Below are 17,746 nucleotides of genomic sequence, written 5' to 3'. Positions count from 1 at the left end.
GATGGCGATCTCTGCGACAGAGAAACAGGAAGAGCCACGGGTGGTTTTATCCGCCCGCGGCCTCCGACGCGATTTTGGCGGCTTCACGGCCGTCAAGAATGTCGATCTCGATGTGCGCCATGCCCGCGTGCATGCCCTGATCGGCCCGAACGGCGCCGGCAAAACGACGGTGTTCAATCTCCTGACCAAGTTCCTGCAGCCGACGCATGGCACGATCACGTTGCTCGGCACCGACATTACCAGGACGAAGCCGGACAAGGTGGCGCGCATGGGGCTGGTGCGCTCGTTCCAGATTTCGGCCGTCTTTCCGCATCTTTCCGTGCTCGACAATGTCCGTGTCGCCCTGCAGCGGCCGAACAATCTGGCACATCAATTCTGGCGGCCGATCTCGGCGCTGGCGAGCCTTGACGATCGCGCCGAGCAATTGCTGGCAGCGGTCGGTCTGACGAAGGAGCGCGACGCCATCGCGGCCGATCTCTCCTATGGCCGCAAGCGCGTGCTGGAGATTGCGACGACCTTGGCGCTTGATCCCAAGGTGCTGCTGCTCGACGAGCCGATGGCCGGCATGGGGCTGGAGGACGTCAACACCGTCTCCGCCATCATCCGCGACGTCGCGCGCGACCGGGCGGTGCTGATGGTGGAACACAATCTCTCCGTCGTCGCCGATATCTGCCATCACGTCACGGTGCTCCAGCGTGGCGAAATCCTTGCCGAAGGCGATTACGCCACGGTCAGCCAGGACCCGCGCGTCCGCGAGGCCTATATGGGCACGGAGGAGGCTTGAGCATGGCGGCACTGCTTGAAGTCCAGGGTCTCAATGCCTGGTATGGCGAAAGCCACATATTGCATGGCGTCGACATGAACGTCGGCGAGGGCGAAACTATCACCATTCTCGGCCGCAATGGCGTCGGCAAGACGACGACGCTGCGCACCATCATCGGCATCGTTCGGGCGCGCAAGGGCAGGATCGCCTTTGCCGGCGCCGACATGATGCAGGTGCCGCTGCACAAGACGGCGCACCGCGGCATCGGTTTCGTGCCCGAGGAGCGCGGCATCTTCTCGACGCTCAACGTTCATGAAAACCTGATGCTGCCGCCGGTCGTCGCGCAGGGCGGGATGACGGTCGACGAGATTTTCGAACTGTTTCCCAATCTGTACGAGCGCCGCAACAGCCCCGGTACGAAACTCTCCGGCGGCGAGCAGCAAATGCTCGCCATGGCCCGCATTCTGCGCACCGGCGTGCGGATGCTGCTGCTCGACGAACCGACCGAGGGACTGGCACCCGTCATCGTCCAGCGTATCGGCGAGGTGTTGAAGAAGCTGAAGGAGCGCGGCATGACCATTCTGCTGGTCGAGCAGAACTTCCGCTTCGCCAGCCGCATTGCCGACCGCTTCTATCTGATGGATCATGGCCAGATGGTCTCGGAATTTCCAGTCGGCGAATTGCCGGAGCGGATGGGCATGCTGCACAAGGTTCTGGGGGTTTGACGCCATGACCATGATATTTGGCATCCCGCTGCAGGCGCTTCTCGGACAATTGCTGATCGGGCTGATCAACGGTTCCTTCTATGCGCTCTTGAGCCTCGGGCTCGCGATCATCTTCGGCATGCTGCGGGTGATCAATTTTGCCCACGGTGCGCTCTACATGCTCGGCGCCTTTACCGCCTATCTGCTGCTTGCCTATGCCGGCATCGGCTATTGGCCGTCATTGGTGCTGGCGCCGCTGATTGTTGGCCTGTTCGGCGCGGTCGTCGAGCGCCTGTGCCTGCGCCGGCTCTACAAGGTCGATCCGCTCTACGGTCTGCTCTTTACCTTCGGCATGGCGCTGACCATCGAAGGCACGTTCCGCTATCTCTATGGTTCTTCGGGTCAGCCTTACTCCGTGCCGACGGCGCTGGCGGGCGGGGTCAATCTCGGCTTCATGTTCCTGCCGATCTATCGCGGCTGGGTGATCGTCGTGTCGCTTATCGTCTGCATCGGCACATGGCTACTGATCGAGAAGACCAAGCTCGGCGCCTATCTGCGCGCCGCAACCGAAAATTCGGTGCTGGTGCAGGTCTTCGGCGTCAACGTGCCGGTGCTTCTGACGTTGACCTATGCCTTCGGCGTCGCGCTCGCCGCTCTTGCCGGCGTGCTGGCCGCGCCGATCTATCAGGTCTCGCCGCTGATGGGATCGAACATGATCATCATCGTCTTTGCGGTGGTGGTCGTCGGCGGCATGGGCTCGATCATGGGTGCCATCATCACCGGCTATGTGCTCGGTGTCGCGGAAGGCCTAACGAAGGTTTTCTATCCGGAAGCATCCAACATCGTCATCTTCGTGATCATGGCGATCGTGCTGCTCCTCAGGCCCGCGGGCCTCTTTGGCCGGGATGCGTGATATGGCTGATATGACCGATACGCTGAAATCCGAAAGCCGCCGCCCGTCGCCATCAGTCCAGAAGGCCTTTCTGGTCGTCGGCCTGGTCCTGCTGATATGGGCGCCGTTTTTCATCTACCCCATCTTCGTCATGAAGGTGCTCTGTTTCGCGCTGTTCGCCTGCGCCTTCAACCTGCTGCTCGGCTATACCGGCCTTCTCTCCTTCGGCCATGCCACCTTCTTCGGTGGAGCGGCCTATTTCACGGCGTATACCGTGAAGGAATGGGGCGTGCCGCCGGAACTCGGCATTCTGATCGGCGTTGCGGGCGCTGCGCTGCTTGGCCTGATCATGGGCTTCGTCGCCATCCGCCGGCAGGGCATCTATTTCGCCATGATCACGCTGGCGCTCTCTTACATGTTCTATTTCTTCTGCCTGCAGGCGAAGTTCACCCAGGGCGAAGATGGCATTCAGTCGGTGCCGCGCGGCTATCTCTTCGGCGTCATCGATCTGAACAATTCGTTCAACATGTACTATTTCGTGCTGGCGGTATTCATCATCGGCGTGCTGATCATCTGGCGCTTCATCAATTCGCCCTTCGGCATGATCCTGAAATCGATCCGGGAAAATGAGCAGCGGGCGATTTCGCTCGGCTATTCCGTAGCGCATTACAAGCTCGGCGCCTTCGTCATGTCGGCCGCACTTGCCGGGCTTGCGGGTGCGGTCAAGGCGTTGGTTTTCCAGTTCGCGACCCTCACGGATGTCGCCTGGCAGATGTCGGGCGAGGTGATCCTGATGACCTTGCTCGGCGGCATCGGCACGTTGGTCGGCCCGCTTTTCGGCGCCGGCTTCGTGGCAACGCTGGAAAACTATCTCGCCACCTCGGAATTCCCGGTCACCGTCATCACCGGCATCGTCTTCATGGTCTGCGTCCTGCTCTTCCGCCGCGGTATTATCGGCGAGTTCTACGCTTCGCGGCTGGGGCGGAAGCTGGGATTTGAGTATCGGCGGTAAAGATTAGGCCCATGCGTTTTTGGTATGCACCCCCTCACCCCAGCCCTCTCCCCGAGGGGAGAGGGGGAATTGTTCCTGAAATTCACCGGATCGGTGGCCGGCGCAAATGCCGAAATGGTCCCCTCTCCCCTCGGGGAGAGGGTTAGGGTGAGGGGCATGCAGATGGATCGCTTCGACTACATCATCATCGGCGCCGGCAGTGCCGGCTGCGTGCTTGCCAACCGGCTGTCGGCGGATCGCAACAACAGGGTGCTGCTGCTGGAGGCGGGGGGCAGCGACAATTACCACTGGATCCACATCCCGGTCGGCTATCTCTATTGCATCAACAATCCCCGCACCGACTGGTGCTTCACAACAGCGCCGGAAGCCGGGCTGAACGGCCGCTCGTTGAACTATCCGCGCGGCAAGGTGCTCGGCGGCAGCTCGTCGATCAATGGCATGATCTATATGCGCGGCCAGGCACGCGATTATGATCTCTGGCGGCAGCTCGGCTGCGCTGGCTGGGGCTGGGACGATGTATTGCCCTATTTCGTGAAGTCCGAAGACTACTACAGAGGCAAGGACGAGATGCATGGCGCCGGCGGCGAATGGCGAGTCGAGAAGGCTCGCGTGCGCTGGGCCGTGCTCGACGCTTTCCAGGCGGCCGCGCGTGAAGCCGGTATTCCCGAGACAGCGGATTTCAATCGCGGCAATAATGAAGGTTCCGGCTATTTCGACGTCAACCAGCGCGCGGGCATTCGCTGGAACACCGCGAAGGCCTTCCTGCGGCCGGCGCTGAAACAGGGCAATCTCACCGTTCTCACCAAGGCCCAGGTCCGCCGCCTGCTGATCGAGGACGATGCCGTCATCGGTGTCGAGTTCCAGCATGACGGCGTGACCAAACGCGCTTTTGCGGACAAGGAGACGGTGCTTTCCGCCGGCGCGATCGGCTCGCCGCAGATCCTTGAACTATCCGGTCTCGGTCGCGGCGACGTATTGAGCCAGGCCGGCATCGAGGTGGTGCGGGAGGTCAAGGCGATCGGCGAGAACCTGCAGGATCACCTGCAACTGCGCATGGCCTACAAAGTGACCGGCGTGCCGACGCTGAACGAGAAGGCGACGAAGTTCTTCGGCAAGGCGGCGATCGGTCTGGAATATCTCGTGCGCCGCTCCGGACCGATGGCGATGGCGCCGAGCCAACTCGGCATCTTCACCCGCTCCGGCCCCGACAAGGAAACCCCGGACCTGCAATACCATGTGCAGCCGGTCTCGCTCGACAAGTTCGGCGATCCCGTCCATCCGTTTCCGGCGATTACCGCCAGCGTCTGCAACCTGAGGCCGGAGAGCCGCGGCTCTGTGCACATCCAGAGCCCCCAATTCACAGCCCAGCCAAAGATCAGCCCCAACTATCTCTCGGCATTGCGCGATCGCGAAATTGCCGTGCGCTCCATCCGGCTGACGCGGCGCATCGTGGAGCAGCCGTCATTCGCCAAGTTCAAGCCGGAAGAATTCAAGCCCGGCCCATCCTATCAGACTGACGCCGATCTAGAGCGCGCCGCCGGCGATATCGGCACGACGATCTTTCATCCGGTCGGCACCTGCCGCATGGGCGGCGATCCGCAAAGCGTGGTCGATCCGCGGCTGCGGTTTCGGGCGCTGGCAAGGCTTCGGATCGCCGATGCTTCCGTCATGCCGTCGATCACCTCGGGTAATACCAATTCGCCGACCATCATGATTGCCGAAAAAGCCGCGGAGATGATCCTTGCCGATAACCGCTGAGCGCCTATTGATGAGTGGAGGTAGGATGGGGAGTTTCGAATGGACAGCATAGACGAGGTCATCATCGAACGTCGGGGATCGGCGGGTCTCATCCGGCTCAACCGGCCGCAGGCGCTGAACAGCCTGACGTTGCCGATGATCCGGGCGATCGCATCGGCTCTTGATGATTTCGCCGCCGATCCTTCCATCGCCTGCGTCATCGTTAGGGGCGAGGGCGATCGCGCCTTCTGCGCCGGCGGCGATATCCGCCTGTTGCATGAGAGCGGCAAACGAGGCTCTGCAGACGCCGAGACCTTCTGGCGCGAGGAATTCCGCCTCAACCATGCCATTGCCCGCTATCCCAAACCCTATGTGGCGTTGATGGACGGCATCACGATGGGCGGCGGCGTCGGACTGTCCTCGCACGGCAGCCATCGCGTCGTCACCGAGCGCACCCGGCTCGCTATGCCGGAAACCGGCATCGGCTATTTTCCCGATGTCGGCGCTACCTGGCTTTTGCCGCGAGCGCCCGGAGAAGCTGGCACATGGATGGGCCTGACCGGCCTCGCCATCCATGCGGCCGATGCGATCCATGCGCGGCTGGCCGATCATTGTGTTGCGTCCTCCGATCTCTCCGCACTGATCGAGGCGATCGGGGCGCTACCCGGTTCTGCATCGCCGGACGATGTGCACGGGGTGATTGCCGGCATGGCGATTTCCGCCGGCGAAAGCCGCCTGGCCGCCAACCGCGACATGATCGATCGGGCGCTGGCCTATGATCTTGTCGAGGACATTCAGGAGGCGCTGGCGCGGGAGGCGGGCGATTTCGCTGCCGAGACCCTGCAGATCATCGGCACGCGCTCGCCGACCAGCCTGAAACTGACGTTGCGGCTGCTGCGCGCCGGGCGCAATAGCGCAAACCTCGCCGAATGCCTGGATCGTGAACTCGGCGCCTGCATGCGGATATTGTATAATCCCGACTTTTACGAAGGCGTTCGCGCAGCCGTCATCGACAAGGACCGCAATCCGAAATGGTCGCCGGCGAGCCTTGCCGAGGTCGAAGATGCCGCCATCGATCGCTTCTTCGTACCGCCGCAGCCGCCGCTTTTCGCGATGTAAAGAGAATGGGAGGAAAAGCATCATGACACGGATCGCATTCATCGGGCTCGGCAATATGGGCGGTCCCATGGCCGCCAATCTGGTCAAGGCCGGCCATGACGTCATCGGCTTCGATCTCTCCCATGATATGCTGAAGGCCGCGGAGGCGACGGGCGTCAAGGCCGCAAACGTGCTGACCGAGGCCTTGGCCAATGCGGAAGCGGTCATCACCATGTTGCCCAAGGGGCAACATGTGCTGACGGTCTGGACCGATATCCTGCGCTCCGTGCCGAAGGGTACTCTGCTGATTGACAGCTCGACCATCGATGTCGACAGCGCCCGCAAGGCCCATGCCATGGCTGGCGATGCCGGCTGCCTATCGCTCGACGCGCCGGTCTCCGGCGGCACCGGCGGAGCTGCGGCCGGAACGCTCACCTTCATGGCCGGTGGCTCAAAGGAAAGTTTCGCGGGCGCCAAGCCGCTGCTGGAAGTCATGGGCCGGAAGATCGTCCATTGCGGCGACGCTGGCGCCGGGCAGGCAGCGAAGATCTGCAACAACATGATCCTCGGCATTTCCATGATCGGCGTCTGCGAGGCCTTCGTGCTCGGTGAAAAGCTCGGCCTCTCGCATCAGGCTCTCTTTGATGTGGCTTCCACGTCGTCCGGCCAGTGCTGGTCGATCAACACCTATTGCCCGGTGCCAGGCCCCGTGCCGACTTCGCCGGCTAACAACGACTACAAGCCCGGCTTCTCGGCAGCCCTGATGCTGAAGGATCTGCGCCTGTCACAGGAGGCCGCTTTGTCGAGCGGCGCATCGACACCTCTGGGCGCGGAAGCGGCGCAGCTCTATGCGCTCTTCGAGAAGCTCGGCAATGGAGGCCGCGATTTTTCGGCCATTATCGAGATGTTTCGGGAGGCGGGCTGAGGATTGCTCGTGACGATCGAGCGAGTTGAAAGCCCGATGCCCCTCACCCCGGCCCTCTCCCCGCAGGCGGGGAGAGGGCCGGGGTGAGGGGGAGTTGTGCCCCAGGTAGTTTCGGCTCGGGGGAGGCTTAGTTCTTTGTGAGGTCGTCCCCTCTCCCCGCGAGCGGGGAGGGGGCTAGGGTGAGGGGCCTTGCCGGAACAGCGACCTCTACAAATAAGCCCCACTTACCGCCACATGCCGCGCATCCGCGCGCCGACATCGACGCGCACCTGCCGCGCCCTAATGGCGGCGGCGCTTTCGGCCCTTGCCTGCGGCCAGCCGCAAACCTCGAAAAACTGCAGCAATGTCGCCGGAATGAAGCGCGTGCGTGAGGCAAAGACGTGCTTGTCGCCTTGCGCATGCTGACCGTGCACGAAGAACCGTTGCGGAATGACAAGATCGAGATTGTCTTTCGCCCGTGTCATGGCGACATAGAGCAGCCGTCGTTCCTCCTCGATCTCGGAGGAAGAGCCGACCGCGAGATCCGCCGGAATGCAGCCGTCGACGGCATTGAGGACGAACACCTTCGTCCATTCCTGACCCTTGGCGGAATGGATGGTCGAGAGGATGAGATAGTCCTCATCGAGCAGCGGCACGCCCGCTTGATCGCTAGTAGCATCGGGTGGATCGAGCGTCAGTTCGGTGAGGAAGCGCTCTCGCGAGCCATAGCCGCCGGCGATCTGTTCGAGCTGGATCAAGTCCGCCTGGCGTGTCGCCGCATCCTCATGCGCCCGCTCCAGATGCGGCTCGTACCATTGCCGAACGAGACTGATTTCCGCAGGCCATCCCGCTTTTCCGGTCTTGAGCTCCTGCATGGTTGCTACGAAAGTCGTCCAGTCCTCGCCCGAGCGCGGCGGCGCCGGAAAATCGGCAAGGGCCGCCATTGGACTGGCCTGTTCGCCAATGTGGTCGAGTACGCGCTGGGCGGTCGAAGGGCCGACGCCCGGCAAAAGCTGCATCAGCCGGAAGCCGGCGACGCGATCGCGCGGGTTCTGTGCAAAGCGCAGGGCGGCGAGCATGTCCTTGACATGGGCGCTGTCGAGAAACTTCAGCCCGCCGAATTTGACGAAGGGGATATTGCGGCGGGTAAGCTCCACTTCCAACGGTCCACTGTGATGCGAAGCGCGGAAAAGCACGGCCTGCTGCTTCAGCTTCGCACCGCTCTCCCGATTTTCCAGTACCTGATCGGCGATGTAACGCGCCTGATCGCTTTCGTCGCGCACCGTTACCAGCCGCGGCCGCTCCGCGCTCTGGCGTTCGGTACGCAGGTTCTTGGTGAAACGCTCGGAAGCAAGATCGATCACCGCGTTGGCGGCGGCCAGGATCGGTTGTGTCGAGCGGTAGTTGCGGTCGAGCGTGACGATGTTGGCAGCCGGGGTAAAGGAGGTCGGGAAGTCGAGGATGTTGCGCACCGTGGCCGCGCGGAAGGAATAGATCGACTGCGCATCGTCGCCGACGACGGTCAGTCCCTGACCGTCAGGCTTCAGCGCCAGCAGGATCGACGACTGCAGCCGGTTGGTGTCCTGATATTCGTCGACCAATACATGGTCGAAGCGACCGCCGATATCTTCGGCGATCAGCGGTTCATGCAGCATATGCGCCCAATAGAGCAGCAGATCATCGTAATCGAGCACATTCTGCGCCTGCTTGGCCTCGACATAGGCCGCGAAGAGGTCGCGCAACTGCTTTTCCCAGGCGGCGCACCAGGGGAAGAAATCACGCAGCATCTCTTCGAGCGGCGCTTCCGAATTGACGGCGCGGGAATAGATCGAGAGGCAGGTCGCCTTGGTCGGAAAGCGGTTTTCCAGCTTGGAGAAGCCAAGCTCGTGGCGCACGAGGTTCATCAGGTCGGCGCTGTCTTCGCGGTCATGGATCGTGAAGGCCGGATCAAGGCCGATCTGTTCGGCATAATCGCGCAGGAGCCGCGCGCCGATGCCATGGAACGTGCCGGTCCAGGCAAGCGCGTCGGCCATGATGCCGGCATTGGCGCCAAGCACATCGCGACAGATGCGCTCGACGCGGCGGCCCATTTCGGCCGCCGCCCGGCGAGAAAAGGTCATCAGCAGGATGCGGCGAGGATCGGCGCCCTTGACGATGAGATGCGCGACGCGATGGGCCAGCGTATTGGTCTTGCCGGAGCCTGCACCGGCAATCACCAGCAGCGGGCCGGCGATATGGCTGCCTTCGACCGTCGTGCCGTGCTCCACCGCCAGCCGCTGCTCCGGGTTCAGCTTTTCCAGATAGGCAGCAGTCATGGGCTCTCCTGAAGGCTTCGGACGGCAGGCGCGCGACCACAGAATCGGTGACGAATCAAGTTCGCAATAATATCCGAATGTTCGATGAATGTTCCGAATTGACTGAAACTGTCAAGCTCGGCCGGATCTGCACAGAGATGTGACCCTCCCGTCATGAAATTGGTTCAGATTTAACCAACGTCGGCTCGAAAAAAGCCTTTGGGGTACTTATTTACCATTTTGACACATGATTTTGGGGTTTCGGCGCGCTGGGTGAGGGTTCCCGACCATGAACGAGACGATCGCCACCGGACTGCGCCAGCCTGAGGGGCCGGTAGCCCTGACGGACGGGCGTATCGCGCTTGTGGAGACCGGTGAGAGCCGCCGTTGCCTGACAATGGTTGTGGCCGGTGTCCGCCGCGAAATCTGCCGGCCCGGCGGCCGACCGACTGGGCTCGCGGTCGATGGCGATCAATGTTTCTGGGTGGCGGGCGGTCCGGAAAACTCCCTTGTTAAGGTCTCTCCAGAAGGCCGCACCCTGCAGGTGATCGAAGGCGGCAGCGATGGCCCGTTTCTTTATCCGAACGACCTCGCCTTCGGCCCGGACGGCCTGCTCTACATGACCGATTCCGGCGTCCGCATCTCCGATCTGCTCGACGGCGCTGACATCAATCCTGATTTCTTCCGGGCGCCTTATAACGGTCGTGTCTACCAGATCGATCCGGCGGAGGGACGGGTGCTGCGCGTGCTGGCGGCCGGCTTGCTCTATGCCAACGGCATTGCCTTCGGGCCGGATGGCTTGCTCTACTACAGCGAGACCTTGACCGGGAAAATCTATCGCCAGATCGTCGGCGGGCGGCAGGAATTGTTTGCACAGGTGATGCAGACGCCTGCCGTGAAGGCGTTGCGCGGGCCGGCCGGCATGGCCTTCGACCGCAATGGCACGCTCTATTGTGCGATCTACGGGCAAGGCGAGATCTGCCTGATCGATCCCACCGGGAAGATCGCCGGCCGTATACGCACCAATGGTACCCGGCCGGGCAATATCGCCTTCACCCTCGATGGCAAATATGCGCTCATCACAGAGCAGGAAAACGGTGTTTTGGAGAGAATAGCGGCACCGCGTCCAGGACTGCCGCTGCACATGCCGTCCATCTGATCCGGAGGCAGAATGGGCATGCCCGGAAACCGGGCATGCCCTTGTTCGTGTCCGTCTGTCGCTTATTCGGCGGCGGGGATTTGCTTGTTGTCCTTGCCGGACTTGTCGTCCGACTCGGCGTCGTTGGCGACCGCCTTGGCATGGCGGCGGCGCCAATCGCCGAGGAACAGCAAGATCGGAGCGGCGATGAAGACCGACGAGGCACCAGCGACGAGTATGCCGAACACCATCGGGATCGCGAAGCTGGAGACGGCGCTGCCGCCCCAGATTGCCATCGGCACCAGCGCCAGGAAGGCGGTGGCGTTGGTATAGAGGCTTCGCGCCAGGGTCTCGTTGATCGACTTGTCGATGATGTCGCGCAGCGGCATCGACTTGTAGAGCCGCATGTTTTCACGCATGCGGTCATAGACCACGACCTTATCGTTCACCGAGTAACCGACCAGCGTCAGGATAGCGGCGATGGCCGTCAGGTTGAAATCGAGGCCGGTGATCGCGAAGAAGCCGATCGCCTTGGTGACGTCGAGTACCAGAGTGACGATGGCGCCGACCGCGAACGGCCATTCGAAGCGAAACCAGATGTAGAACAGCATCGCCAAGCTGGCGATCACGACCGACAGGATGCCGGCCCAGGCAAGCTCGCCCGAAACCTTCGGACCGATGACATCCGTGCCTTCGATGGTCGCGGTTGGGTCGATCTTGATGATTTCTGCCTTGAGCTTGGTGACCGCGGCCGTCTGCGCCTCTTCGCCGCCGTCCTGGCGCTGGGCGCGGACAAGGAGGCTGTTGTTGTCGCCGAAGGACTGCAGTGCGATTTCGCCGAGGCCGAGCGTGTTCAGGCCCTCGCGGAACGTAGCCAAATCGGCCGCGTCCTTGGTCTTGACGGACATCTGGATGCCGCCGCGGAAATCGACGCCGTAGTTGAGGCCCGGATGGATGAACAGGACCACCGAGGCGATCGACAGGATCGCCGAGACGGTGACGCCAAAGAAGCGGGCCTTCATGAACTGGATGTGCTTGTCATAGGGGCTGAAGGGGATCAGCGGCCTGATGTTGAGCACCTTCAGCTTGCGGCGACGGGTGATGGCGATCATCACGACGCGCACGAAGGCGACGGAGGTGAACATCGAGATAATGAGGCCGAGACCCATAGTCACGGCAAAGCCGCGAACCGGGCCGGAGCCGAAGTAGAACAGGATGGCGGCGGCGATCAGGGCCGTCATGTTGCCGTCGATAATCGTCGAATAAGCCTTCTTGAAGCCGTTATCGATGGCGGCGAAGGCGCCGCGGCCCTTGCGGGTTTCTTCGCGGATGCGCTCGTTGATCAGAACGTTGGCATCAACCGCCAGGCCGATACCAAGGACGACGCCCGCGATGCCGGGCAGCGTAAGCGTGGCGCCGACAAGCGTCAGGGCCGAGAACGTCAGGATCGTGTGGATGAGCAGTGCAACATTCGCGAGAATCCCCCAGGCGCCGTAGAGCACGAAGATGAAGGCGGCAACCAAGGCGAAGCCGATCAGGCCGCTATAGATACCCTTCTGGATCGCGTCGCTGCCGAGGTCGGCGCCAACAGTGCGTTCTTCGATGACGGTGAGCTTGGCCGGCAGGGCGCCGGCGCGCAGCAGGGCTGCAAGCGTCGTCGCGCTGTCGGCGGTGAAGTTGCCCGAGATCTGGCCCGAACCGCCGGTGATCGGCTCGCGAATATTCGGCGCGCTCAGCACCTTGTTGTCGAGCACGATGGCGAAAGGCTTGCCAACGTTTTCGCGGGTGATTTCCGCGAAGCGGTTTGCGCCGGCACTGTCGAAGCGGAAGGTGACGAGCGGCTCGTGCGTGTTCGGATCGAAGCTGACGCGGGCGTCGGTCAGGCGGTCGCCGGCGAGCTCGATGCGATCGAGAACCGGAAAGCTGTTGCCCTGATCATCCTTGAGGATGGAAACGCCAGGACCGGGGTTCTTCGGATCGACGTTCTCGGCGAGCAGATGGAAGGACATCTTCGCGGTCGAGCCGAGCAGTTCGCGCAGGCGCGATGGGTCTTGTGCGCCCGGAAGCTGCACGAGAACGCGATTGGGACCGACGCGCTGGATGGTCGGTTCGGCGACGCCCACCTGGTCGACGCGTTTGCGGATGACTTCCAAGCTCTGCTGGACGGCGGAATCGACGTTGGCGGCGATGCCGGCCGGCGAGAAGGACATGGCAATCGCGCCGCCATTTGGCGTAATCGTCAGATCAGACTGGCCGGCGGAAAGGCCGGACGAGATCGTATTGGCGAGGGTCCGCAACTGCGTCACCGCATCGTTGCTCTGCGACGGATCGGTCAGCGTGACGACGATCTGGTCACCATTGCGGACGATCGAACGGGTCAGGATGTTCTTGTCGCGCAGGACACGGCGCGAGTCTTGCAGCAGCGATTGCAGCCGGCCATTGGTCAGGTCCTTCTCGTCGACTTCGAGGACGAGGTAGGAGCCGCCACGAAGGTCGAGGCCGAGGGAAACCTGGCTATGCGGCAGCCAGGACGGCATTTTGCTTAAGACCGACTGTGGCAGCACGTTCGGCAGGGCGATGAAAAGGCCAAGCACGATGATCACCGTATAGGTGAACACCAGCCATGGTGAGGTGCGCATGAGTATTATCCTTGAATACACTGATACCAGCAGAGCATGCCGCCGGCGGACGTAAGGTCATGTCGAAAATGCGCCGTCAGGCGCGCGAACCGGTCAGATGAAAGCGGTCGGTGGAGCGCGGGCGAGATAGGCGCGGAAAGCAAGCGATTCATGCCGCGCGAGTTCGCCGCGGGTGCGCGGCTGCCCCGGATTGGTCAGGAGCCCGAGCGACGGAACGGCTGTAAGCGCCGCCGGTCCGATATCGTGCCAGGTGGCTTTCGGCGTGACCGTACGGTCAGCGACGACAGTGCCACGCACCGGATCGCGCAGGGCGAGATAGAGCGGTTGGTTGTCCCTGCCGGAAGAGAAGGCCTCCGCATCGGCCCGCGCGGCAAGATTGATGCCGCCGCCGAGCGCCAGTCCGAGGTAGGCGAAGAAGGCGACGAACAGCGAGGCGATCACGCGCGCTCCGGCACGTCGCGTCATCCTGCTATCGTTCTCTTCGCTGTCGGCAGCGCCGAATTCGAACGGGTTCAACGGTTAAAAGGGCCTTCATTCCTTTGCCGGAGCGGGTTCCGACGGTTCGGTCATGATATCAGGACGCTGCGCGTCTTCATAGTGCGGCCTGTCATGATGCACTTGCGCCAGCCGGTCAACCATCCCCAGCGCAATTTCCCGCTCTCCCATGATCACCGTATCGGCGCCATATTGCTTGAGCACATCGACTTCGGCGTCGGAATGGGCGCGGGCGACGATCAGGATCGACGGGTTGATGGCGCGTGCCTGCTCGGCGGCGCGGCAGGCCTCGAAGGTATTCGGAATGGCAATGACCAGGCTGCTCGCGGCGGAAATATTGGCATATGCCAGAACTTCCGGGGAGGCGGCATTGCCGTAAATCGCCTCGATTCCCTGCCGCGCGAGGTCGCCGATCCGCTTGTCGGAATCTTCGATGACCACAAAGGGTGTGGCGGAAGATTTGAGCTTCTCTCCGACAATGCTGCCGACGCGGCCAAAGCCGATCAGCACCGCATGATCCGTCAGTGTAACGGCGTGCAGTTCCTCACCGACATCGTCGGGCGTTGACGGATGGGTAGGGGAAGGCGAGGCTTCGCCCGCCGTCGGTTGCTCTGCCTGGATGGCCGGTTCCGTGCCTTCCGGCATTTCGGCGTGCGGCTTAGTTTCTTGAATCTTCCGCAGCCAGTCGCAGGCAATGAAGACAAGCGGGTTGAGAATGATCGAGATGATCGCGCCGCCAAGGATCAGGTCGCGGCCTTCGGCCGGCAGCAGCCCGAGATCGGAGCCGAGCGCGGCGAGGATGAAGGAGAATTCGCCGATCTGCGCCAGACTGGCGGAGATGGTCAGCGCCGTGCTCATCGGCTTGCGGAAGGCGAGCACGATAAAAAAGGCGGCGACGGACTTGCCGATGATGATGATGAAAATAGTCGCCAGCAGCGGCAGCGGATTGTCGATCAGGATGTTGGGGTCGAACAACATGCCGACCGAGACGAAGAACAGCACGGCGAAGGCATCGCGCAGCGGCAGGCTTTCCTGTGCGGCCCGGTGGCTGAGCTCGCTTTCCGACAGGATCATGCCGGCGAAGAAGGCGCCGAGCGCCAAGGACACGCCGAAGAGTTTCGCAGCCCCGAACGCGACGCCAAGCGCAATGGCGAGGACACCGAGGCGGAAGAGTTCACGCGAGCCGGTATGAGCGATGAGGTGCAGGATCCAGGGAATGATCCGCCGGCCGAACACCAGCATGAGCCCGACGAAGGCCGCGACTTTCAGCAACGTCATGGCGATAATGCCGGTGATGCCGAGATCGAGGCCAAGCAATCGGTTGAGGCCGGCCGATAGCGGCTCCGTAGCGCCATGACCATCGGCGGAGATGCTGGCGGCGGCCGGAATGAGCACGAGGGCCAGCACCATGGCCAGATCCTCGACGATCAGCCATCCGACCGCGATCTTGCCGCGCTCGCTCTCGATCAGCCGCCGCTCCTGCAGGGCTTTCAGGAGAACGACCGTCGACGCGACGGAGAGCGCTAGGCCGAAGACGAGGCTACCGCCGAGCGGCCAGCCCATCAGCGCGCCGAGGCCCCAGCCGAGCAGCGTTGCGAAGCCGATCTGGACGATCGCGCCGGGAACGGCGATGCCACGGACTGACAGCAGATCCTTCAGCGAAAAATGCAGGCCGACCCCGAACATCAGCAGGATGACACCGATTTCGGCGAGTTCCGGCGCAAGGCTCTGGTCGGCGACGAAGCCCGGCGTATGCGGGCCTGCGAGCACGCCCGCAATGAGATAGCCGACAAGCGGCGGCAGTTTGAAGCGATTGGCGATGGCGCCGAAGATGAATGCCAGCACAAGGCCCATGACGATGGTCGAAATCAAAGGCGTATCGTGTGGCATCGCTGTCTCCTTCGATACTGGAAATCCCGTGTGGTTTATGACATATTTGGCTTAAGTTGACCAATATGGGCAGTTTTTCATCGTGAATCAAGGCGGCAACCCAACGATTCTCACTCCTGCGCTCTGCCGCGCGGCACGCGGGCTGCTCGACTGGACCCAGTTGGACATAGCCGAGAGAGCAGGCGTATCACGAAGCACGATCCGCGACTACGAAGGCGGGCGCCACGACATTCATCGGGCAACCGAGGCGCAACTGCGTCTGGCCTTCGAAGAGGGTGGAGTCGTCTTCGTGAAAATGCAGGAATTTGGTTGGGGCGTCTGCCTGCGCCCGACTTCCGACCGCGGCTAGAGCGGTTTAGTGTTTCACGGAATCGTTTCCCGCTCTATCCCTTTGTTTTTTGCATTCTGGACGGAAAACCGCCCTGCACTTTTCCTGGAATTGCTCTAAGGTTTCGGCGCCAGGCAGCTTGGCGAAAGATGGTAGGCGTAGAGCGTCCTGCCTTTCATGTTGCCGAAATCGGGCGACCAGCTCTTGATGAGCTCCGACCGGCCCGTGGTGCAATCGAACGGTTCGTCATCGACATAAAGCACATCATCAGTCGCGCTGGATGGCAGCGAAAAATTCTGCTCGTAATAGCTTTTCGGGAAGCCGCCAGAGTTACGGGCGTAGATATGATAGGGCTTGCCCTTCAGCGTATAGAAGAGATCGGCGAGTATACCGCGGTTATCGGCGACGATGGTCGAGGCATTCGCCTGGGCAGCGATATCGGCGATCTCCAGGCTGATGGCGCTGCGGCCGACATACCGCTTCATGACGAGATCGCCGTTCGGCAGCTTGATGTCATAGGCAAACACGGTCAGGATCGGCAGCAGGAAGGCGACGACCGAGCCGATGATCAGCGAGACGGCAAGCCCCTTCTTCGTCAGGCGGTAGAGCACCCAGACGGCGAGGATGGTGCCGGCGGCATAGGCGGTAACCGCCCAATTGGCATAGGCCTTTGCAAACAGCGCCTGCAGCGTGATCAATGCGATAACGGGGATGGACAGCCAGACGAGCAGCTTTTCCCGGTCGTCGCTTTGTCCGCTGATCATCCGCCAGGCGGCCCAGAGCATGCCATAGAACATGACGGGGCCGACGACACCGAATTGCGCGCCGAGGAATCCGAGCGCGCCGAGCAGATGCTTCGCCAAACCGCCACCGTTTCCTTCGCCGTTCCAGTGGGCAATGCTTTCGGTGTGACGCACCGTCGCCGCATCATGGGCGAAATTCCACCAGAGATTAGGGGAAACGACGATCGCGCCGGCGATGGCGGCGATGAGCACGTCGCGCCAGGCAATACGTGCCGAACGCAGCGTCAGCATCGCGATACCGACGCCGGGCAGCAGGAAAAGCACCGAATATTTCGTTAGGAAGGCGATCCCGAGGCTAACGCCGAGGATTAGCGCTTCGATGATCGAGGAGCGCTTGGTGAGGCCGAGAAAAGCCCAGATGGCAATGGTGACGAACAGGATTTGAATCGTATCCGTCGACATCAGCACGGCCGAAAGCGAGGCCGCCGGCAGGGTAACGAAGATGACGCCGACCCAGGGCTCGATCTCCCGCCCGGCATCCCCCTCGAACAGTCGCCGCGTCGTCCGCATCAGCATCAGGGCGGTGGCAAGATGGAAGAGAGGCGCGGACACGCGGATCCAGAAGGTCGAGTCCGACCCCGATATCGCATTGAAGAAGCGAATGACCCAGGCGATGATCGGCGGCTTGGAATAATAGCCGAAGTCGAGGTTCTGACCCCAGAACCAATATTGTGCCTCGTCGACGAAGAGATCCGTCCTGTTGAAGAACAGCATTACCACGCGCCAAAGCGTGACGCCGAAGATGATTGCAAGAGCAAGCGGCAGCGACAGTGTCTTGTGGCTCGTTTCGGAATAGGTGGTGTCGGACATCAACAGGTCGATCTCTGTGCCGGGTCGTCAGGCTTCATACGGAACTATCGAGCCCGACGCTAGCTCTGGCCGAGAGAGAACGATGGCAAAAGCGCGCCCGGATGCCGCGAAGAAAGCCTCTTTGTAAGAGGTTTCTGCCGCCTAATACCGAAGCCTGATGAGGTCGACTCACGCGATTCCATTTTTGGGCAAATCATGATTCAACATGGCGAAAGGAGATTTCGCCATGGGAACAGCAT

The 17,746-nt window shown here is 61.9% G+C and carries 14 protein-coding genes; 9 read left to right on the top strand and 5 right to left on the bottom strand.

The genetic code is table 11. The features are described 5' to 3' along the window. The first annotated feature begins 1 nt into the window (after position 1). From GGD50_RS17705 to mmsB, 7 genes are all read left to right on the top strand, one after another. Positions 2–784: an ABC transporter ATP-binding protein gene (locus tag GGD50_RS17705; protein WP_107106953.1), complete on the top strand. Its 783-nt coding sequence runs from the start codon at positions 2–4 to the stop codon at positions 782–784. 2 nt (positions 785–786) lie between these two features. After that, positions 787–1,488, top strand: coding sequence for an ABC transporter ATP-binding protein (locus GGD50_RS17700; protein ID WP_107106954.1), 702 nt, complete (start codon positions 787–789; stop codon positions 1,486–1,488). 4 nt (positions 1,489–1,492) lie between these two features. After that, positions 1,493–2,380 (top strand): branched-chain amino acid ABC transporter permease, encoded by an 888-nt coding sequence (locus GGD50_RS17695; protein ID WP_107106955.1) that lies wholly within the window; start codon positions 1,493–1,495, stop codon positions 2,378–2,380. Position 2,381: 1 nt separating this feature from the next. Continuing rightward, positions 2,382–3,371 (top strand): branched-chain amino acid ABC transporter permease, encoded by a 990-nt coding sequence (locus tag GGD50_RS17690; protein ID WP_107106956.1) that lies wholly within the window; start codon positions 2,382–2,384, stop codon positions 3,369–3,371. 162 nt (positions 3,372–3,533) lie between these two features. Further along, positions 3,534–5,129 (top strand): GMC family oxidoreductase, encoded by a 1,596-nt coding sequence (locus GGD50_RS17685; protein WP_107107053.1) that lies wholly within the window; start codon positions 3,534–3,536, stop codon positions 5,127–5,129. A gap of 39 nt (positions 5,130–5,168) precedes the next feature. Then, positions 5,169–6,227 carry an enoyl-CoA hydratase/isomerase family protein gene (locus GGD50_RS17680; protein WP_107106957.1) on the top strand — a complete coding sequence of 353 codons (1,059 nt, stop codon included), beginning with the start codon at positions 5,169–5,171 and terminating at the stop codon, positions 6,225–6,227. A gap of 22 nt (positions 6,228–6,249) precedes the next feature. Beyond that, positions 6,250–7,131, top strand: a complete 882-nt coding sequence (mmsB, locus tag GGD50_RS17675) for a 3-hydroxyisobutyrate dehydrogenase (protein ID WP_107106958.1) — start codon at positions 6,250–6,252, stop codon at positions 7,129–7,131. Between the two features lie 224 nt (positions 7,132–7,355). Here the strand turns inward: mmsB and GGD50_RS17670 are convergent, their stop codons facing one another. Beyond that, complete coding sequence (locus GGD50_RS17670; RefSeq protein ID WP_107106959.1) at positions 7,356–9,425, bottom strand: ATP-dependent helicase; 2,070 nt, start codon at positions 9,423–9,425, stop codon at positions 7,356–7,358. A 268-nt stretch (positions 9,426–9,693) separates the two neighbouring features. Between GGD50_RS17670 and GGD50_RS17665 the strand changes: the two genes are divergently transcribed. Next, positions 9,694–10,563: an SMP-30/gluconolactonase/LRE family protein gene (locus tag GGD50_RS17665; RefSeq protein ID WP_107106960.1), complete on the top strand. Its 870-nt coding sequence runs from the start codon at positions 9,694–9,696 to the stop codon at positions 10,561–10,563. Between the two features lie 62 nt (positions 10,564–10,625). On the opposite strand, the gene secD is transcribed toward GGD50_RS17665, so the two are convergent. The 3 genes from secD to GGD50_RS17650 form a co-directional block, all read right to left on the bottom strand. Beyond that, the gene (gene secD / locus GGD50_RS17660; RefSeq protein ID WP_107106961.1) at positions 10,626–13,181 is read right to left on the bottom strand and encodes a protein translocase subunit SecD; all 2,556 of its coding nucleotides are present in this window, start codon (positions 13,179–13,181) and stop codon (positions 10,626–10,628) included. Positions 13,182–13,274: 93 nt separating this feature from the next. Then, the gene (locus tag GGD50_RS17655; RefSeq protein ID WP_245407407.1) at positions 13,275–13,646 is read right to left on the bottom strand and encodes a hypothetical protein; all 372 of its coding nucleotides are present in this window, start codon (positions 13,644–13,646) and stop codon (positions 13,275–13,277) included. 66 nt (positions 13,647–13,712) lie between these two features. Then, positions 13,713–15,566 carry a cation:proton antiporter domain-containing protein gene (locus tag GGD50_RS17650; protein WP_107106963.1) on the bottom strand — a complete coding sequence of 618 codons (1,854 nt, stop codon included), beginning with the start codon at positions 15,564–15,566 and terminating at the stop codon, positions 13,713–13,715. A 79-nt stretch (positions 15,567–15,645) separates the two neighbouring features. On the opposite strand from GGD50_RS17650, the gene GGD50_RS17645 reads away from it, so the two are divergent. Next, positions 15,646–15,915, top strand: coding sequence for a helix-turn-helix domain-containing protein (locus tag GGD50_RS17645; protein WP_414124462.1), 270 nt, complete (start codon positions 15,646–15,648; stop codon positions 15,913–15,915). A 95-nt stretch (positions 15,916–16,010) separates the two neighbouring features. On the opposite strand, the gene GGD50_RS17640 is transcribed toward GGD50_RS17645, so the two are convergent. Next, the gene (locus tag GGD50_RS17640; RefSeq protein WP_107106965.1) at positions 16,011–17,507 is read right to left on the bottom strand and encodes an ArnT family glycosyltransferase; all 1,497 of its coding nucleotides are present in this window, start codon (positions 17,505–17,507) and stop codon (positions 16,011–16,013) included. Positions 17,508–17,746 lie beyond the last annotated feature (239 nt).

The organism is Martinezella paranaensis, from assembly GCF_014200235.1.
Classification (GTDB): Bacteria; Pseudomonadota; Alphaproteobacteria; order Rhizobiales; family Rhizobiaceae; genus Rhizobium; species Rhizobium paranaense.
This window is presented reverse-complemented; position numbering and strand designations above follow the sequence as displayed.

What these genes read in the sequence shown, in the direction of transcription:
- GGD50_RS17705 (WP_107106953.1), top strand. Translation starts at nt 2, where the DNA reads ATGGCGATCTCTGCGACAGAGAAACAGGAAGAGCCACGGGTGGTTTTA.
- GGD50_RS17700 (WP_107106954.1), top strand. Translation starts at nt 787, where the DNA reads ATGGCGGCACTGCTTGAAGTCCAGGGTCTCAATGCCTGGTATGGCGAA.
- GGD50_RS17695 (WP_107106955.1), top strand. Translation starts at nt 1,493, where the DNA reads ATGACCATGATATTTGGCATCCCGCTGCAGGCGCTTCTCGGACAATTG.
- GGD50_RS17690 (WP_107106956.1), top strand. Translation starts at nt 2,382, where the DNA reads ATGGCTGATATGACCGATACGCTGAAATCCGAAAGCCGCCGCCCGTCG.
- GGD50_RS17685 (WP_107107053.1), top strand. Translation starts at nt 3,534, where the DNA reads ATGGATCGCTTCGACTACATCATCATCGGCGCCGGCAGTGCCGGCTGC.
- GGD50_RS17680 (WP_107106957.1), top strand. Translation starts at nt 5,169, where the DNA reads ATGGACAGCATAGACGAGGTCATCATCGAACGTCGGGGATCGGCGGGT.
- mmsB (WP_107106958.1), top strand. Translation starts at nt 6,250, where the DNA reads ATGACACGGATCGCATTCATCGGGCTCGGCAATATGGGCGGTCCCATG.
- GGD50_RS17670 (WP_107106959.1), bottom strand. Translation starts at nt 9,425, where the DNA reads ATGACTGCTGCCTATCTGGAAAAGCTGAACCCGGAGCAGCGGCTGGCG.
- GGD50_RS17665 (WP_107106960.1), top strand. Translation starts at nt 9,694, where the DNA reads ATGAACGAGACGATCGCCACCGGACTGCGCCAGCCTGAGGGGCCGGTA.
- secD (WP_107106961.1), bottom strand. Translation starts at nt 13,181, where the DNA reads ATGCGCACCTCACCATGGCTGGTGTTCACCTATACGGTGATCATCGTG.
- GGD50_RS17655 (WP_245407407.1), bottom strand. Translation starts at nt 13,646, where the DNA reads ATGACGCGACGTGCCGGAGCGCGCGTGATCGCCTCGCTGTTCGTCGCC.
- GGD50_RS17650 (WP_107106963.1), bottom strand. Translation starts at nt 15,566, where the DNA reads ATGCCACACGATACGCCTTTGATTTCGACCATCGTCATGGGCCTTGTG.
- GGD50_RS17640 (WP_107106965.1), bottom strand. Translation starts at nt 17,507, where the DNA reads ATGTCCGACACCACCTATTCCGAAACGAGCCACAAGACACTGTCGCTG.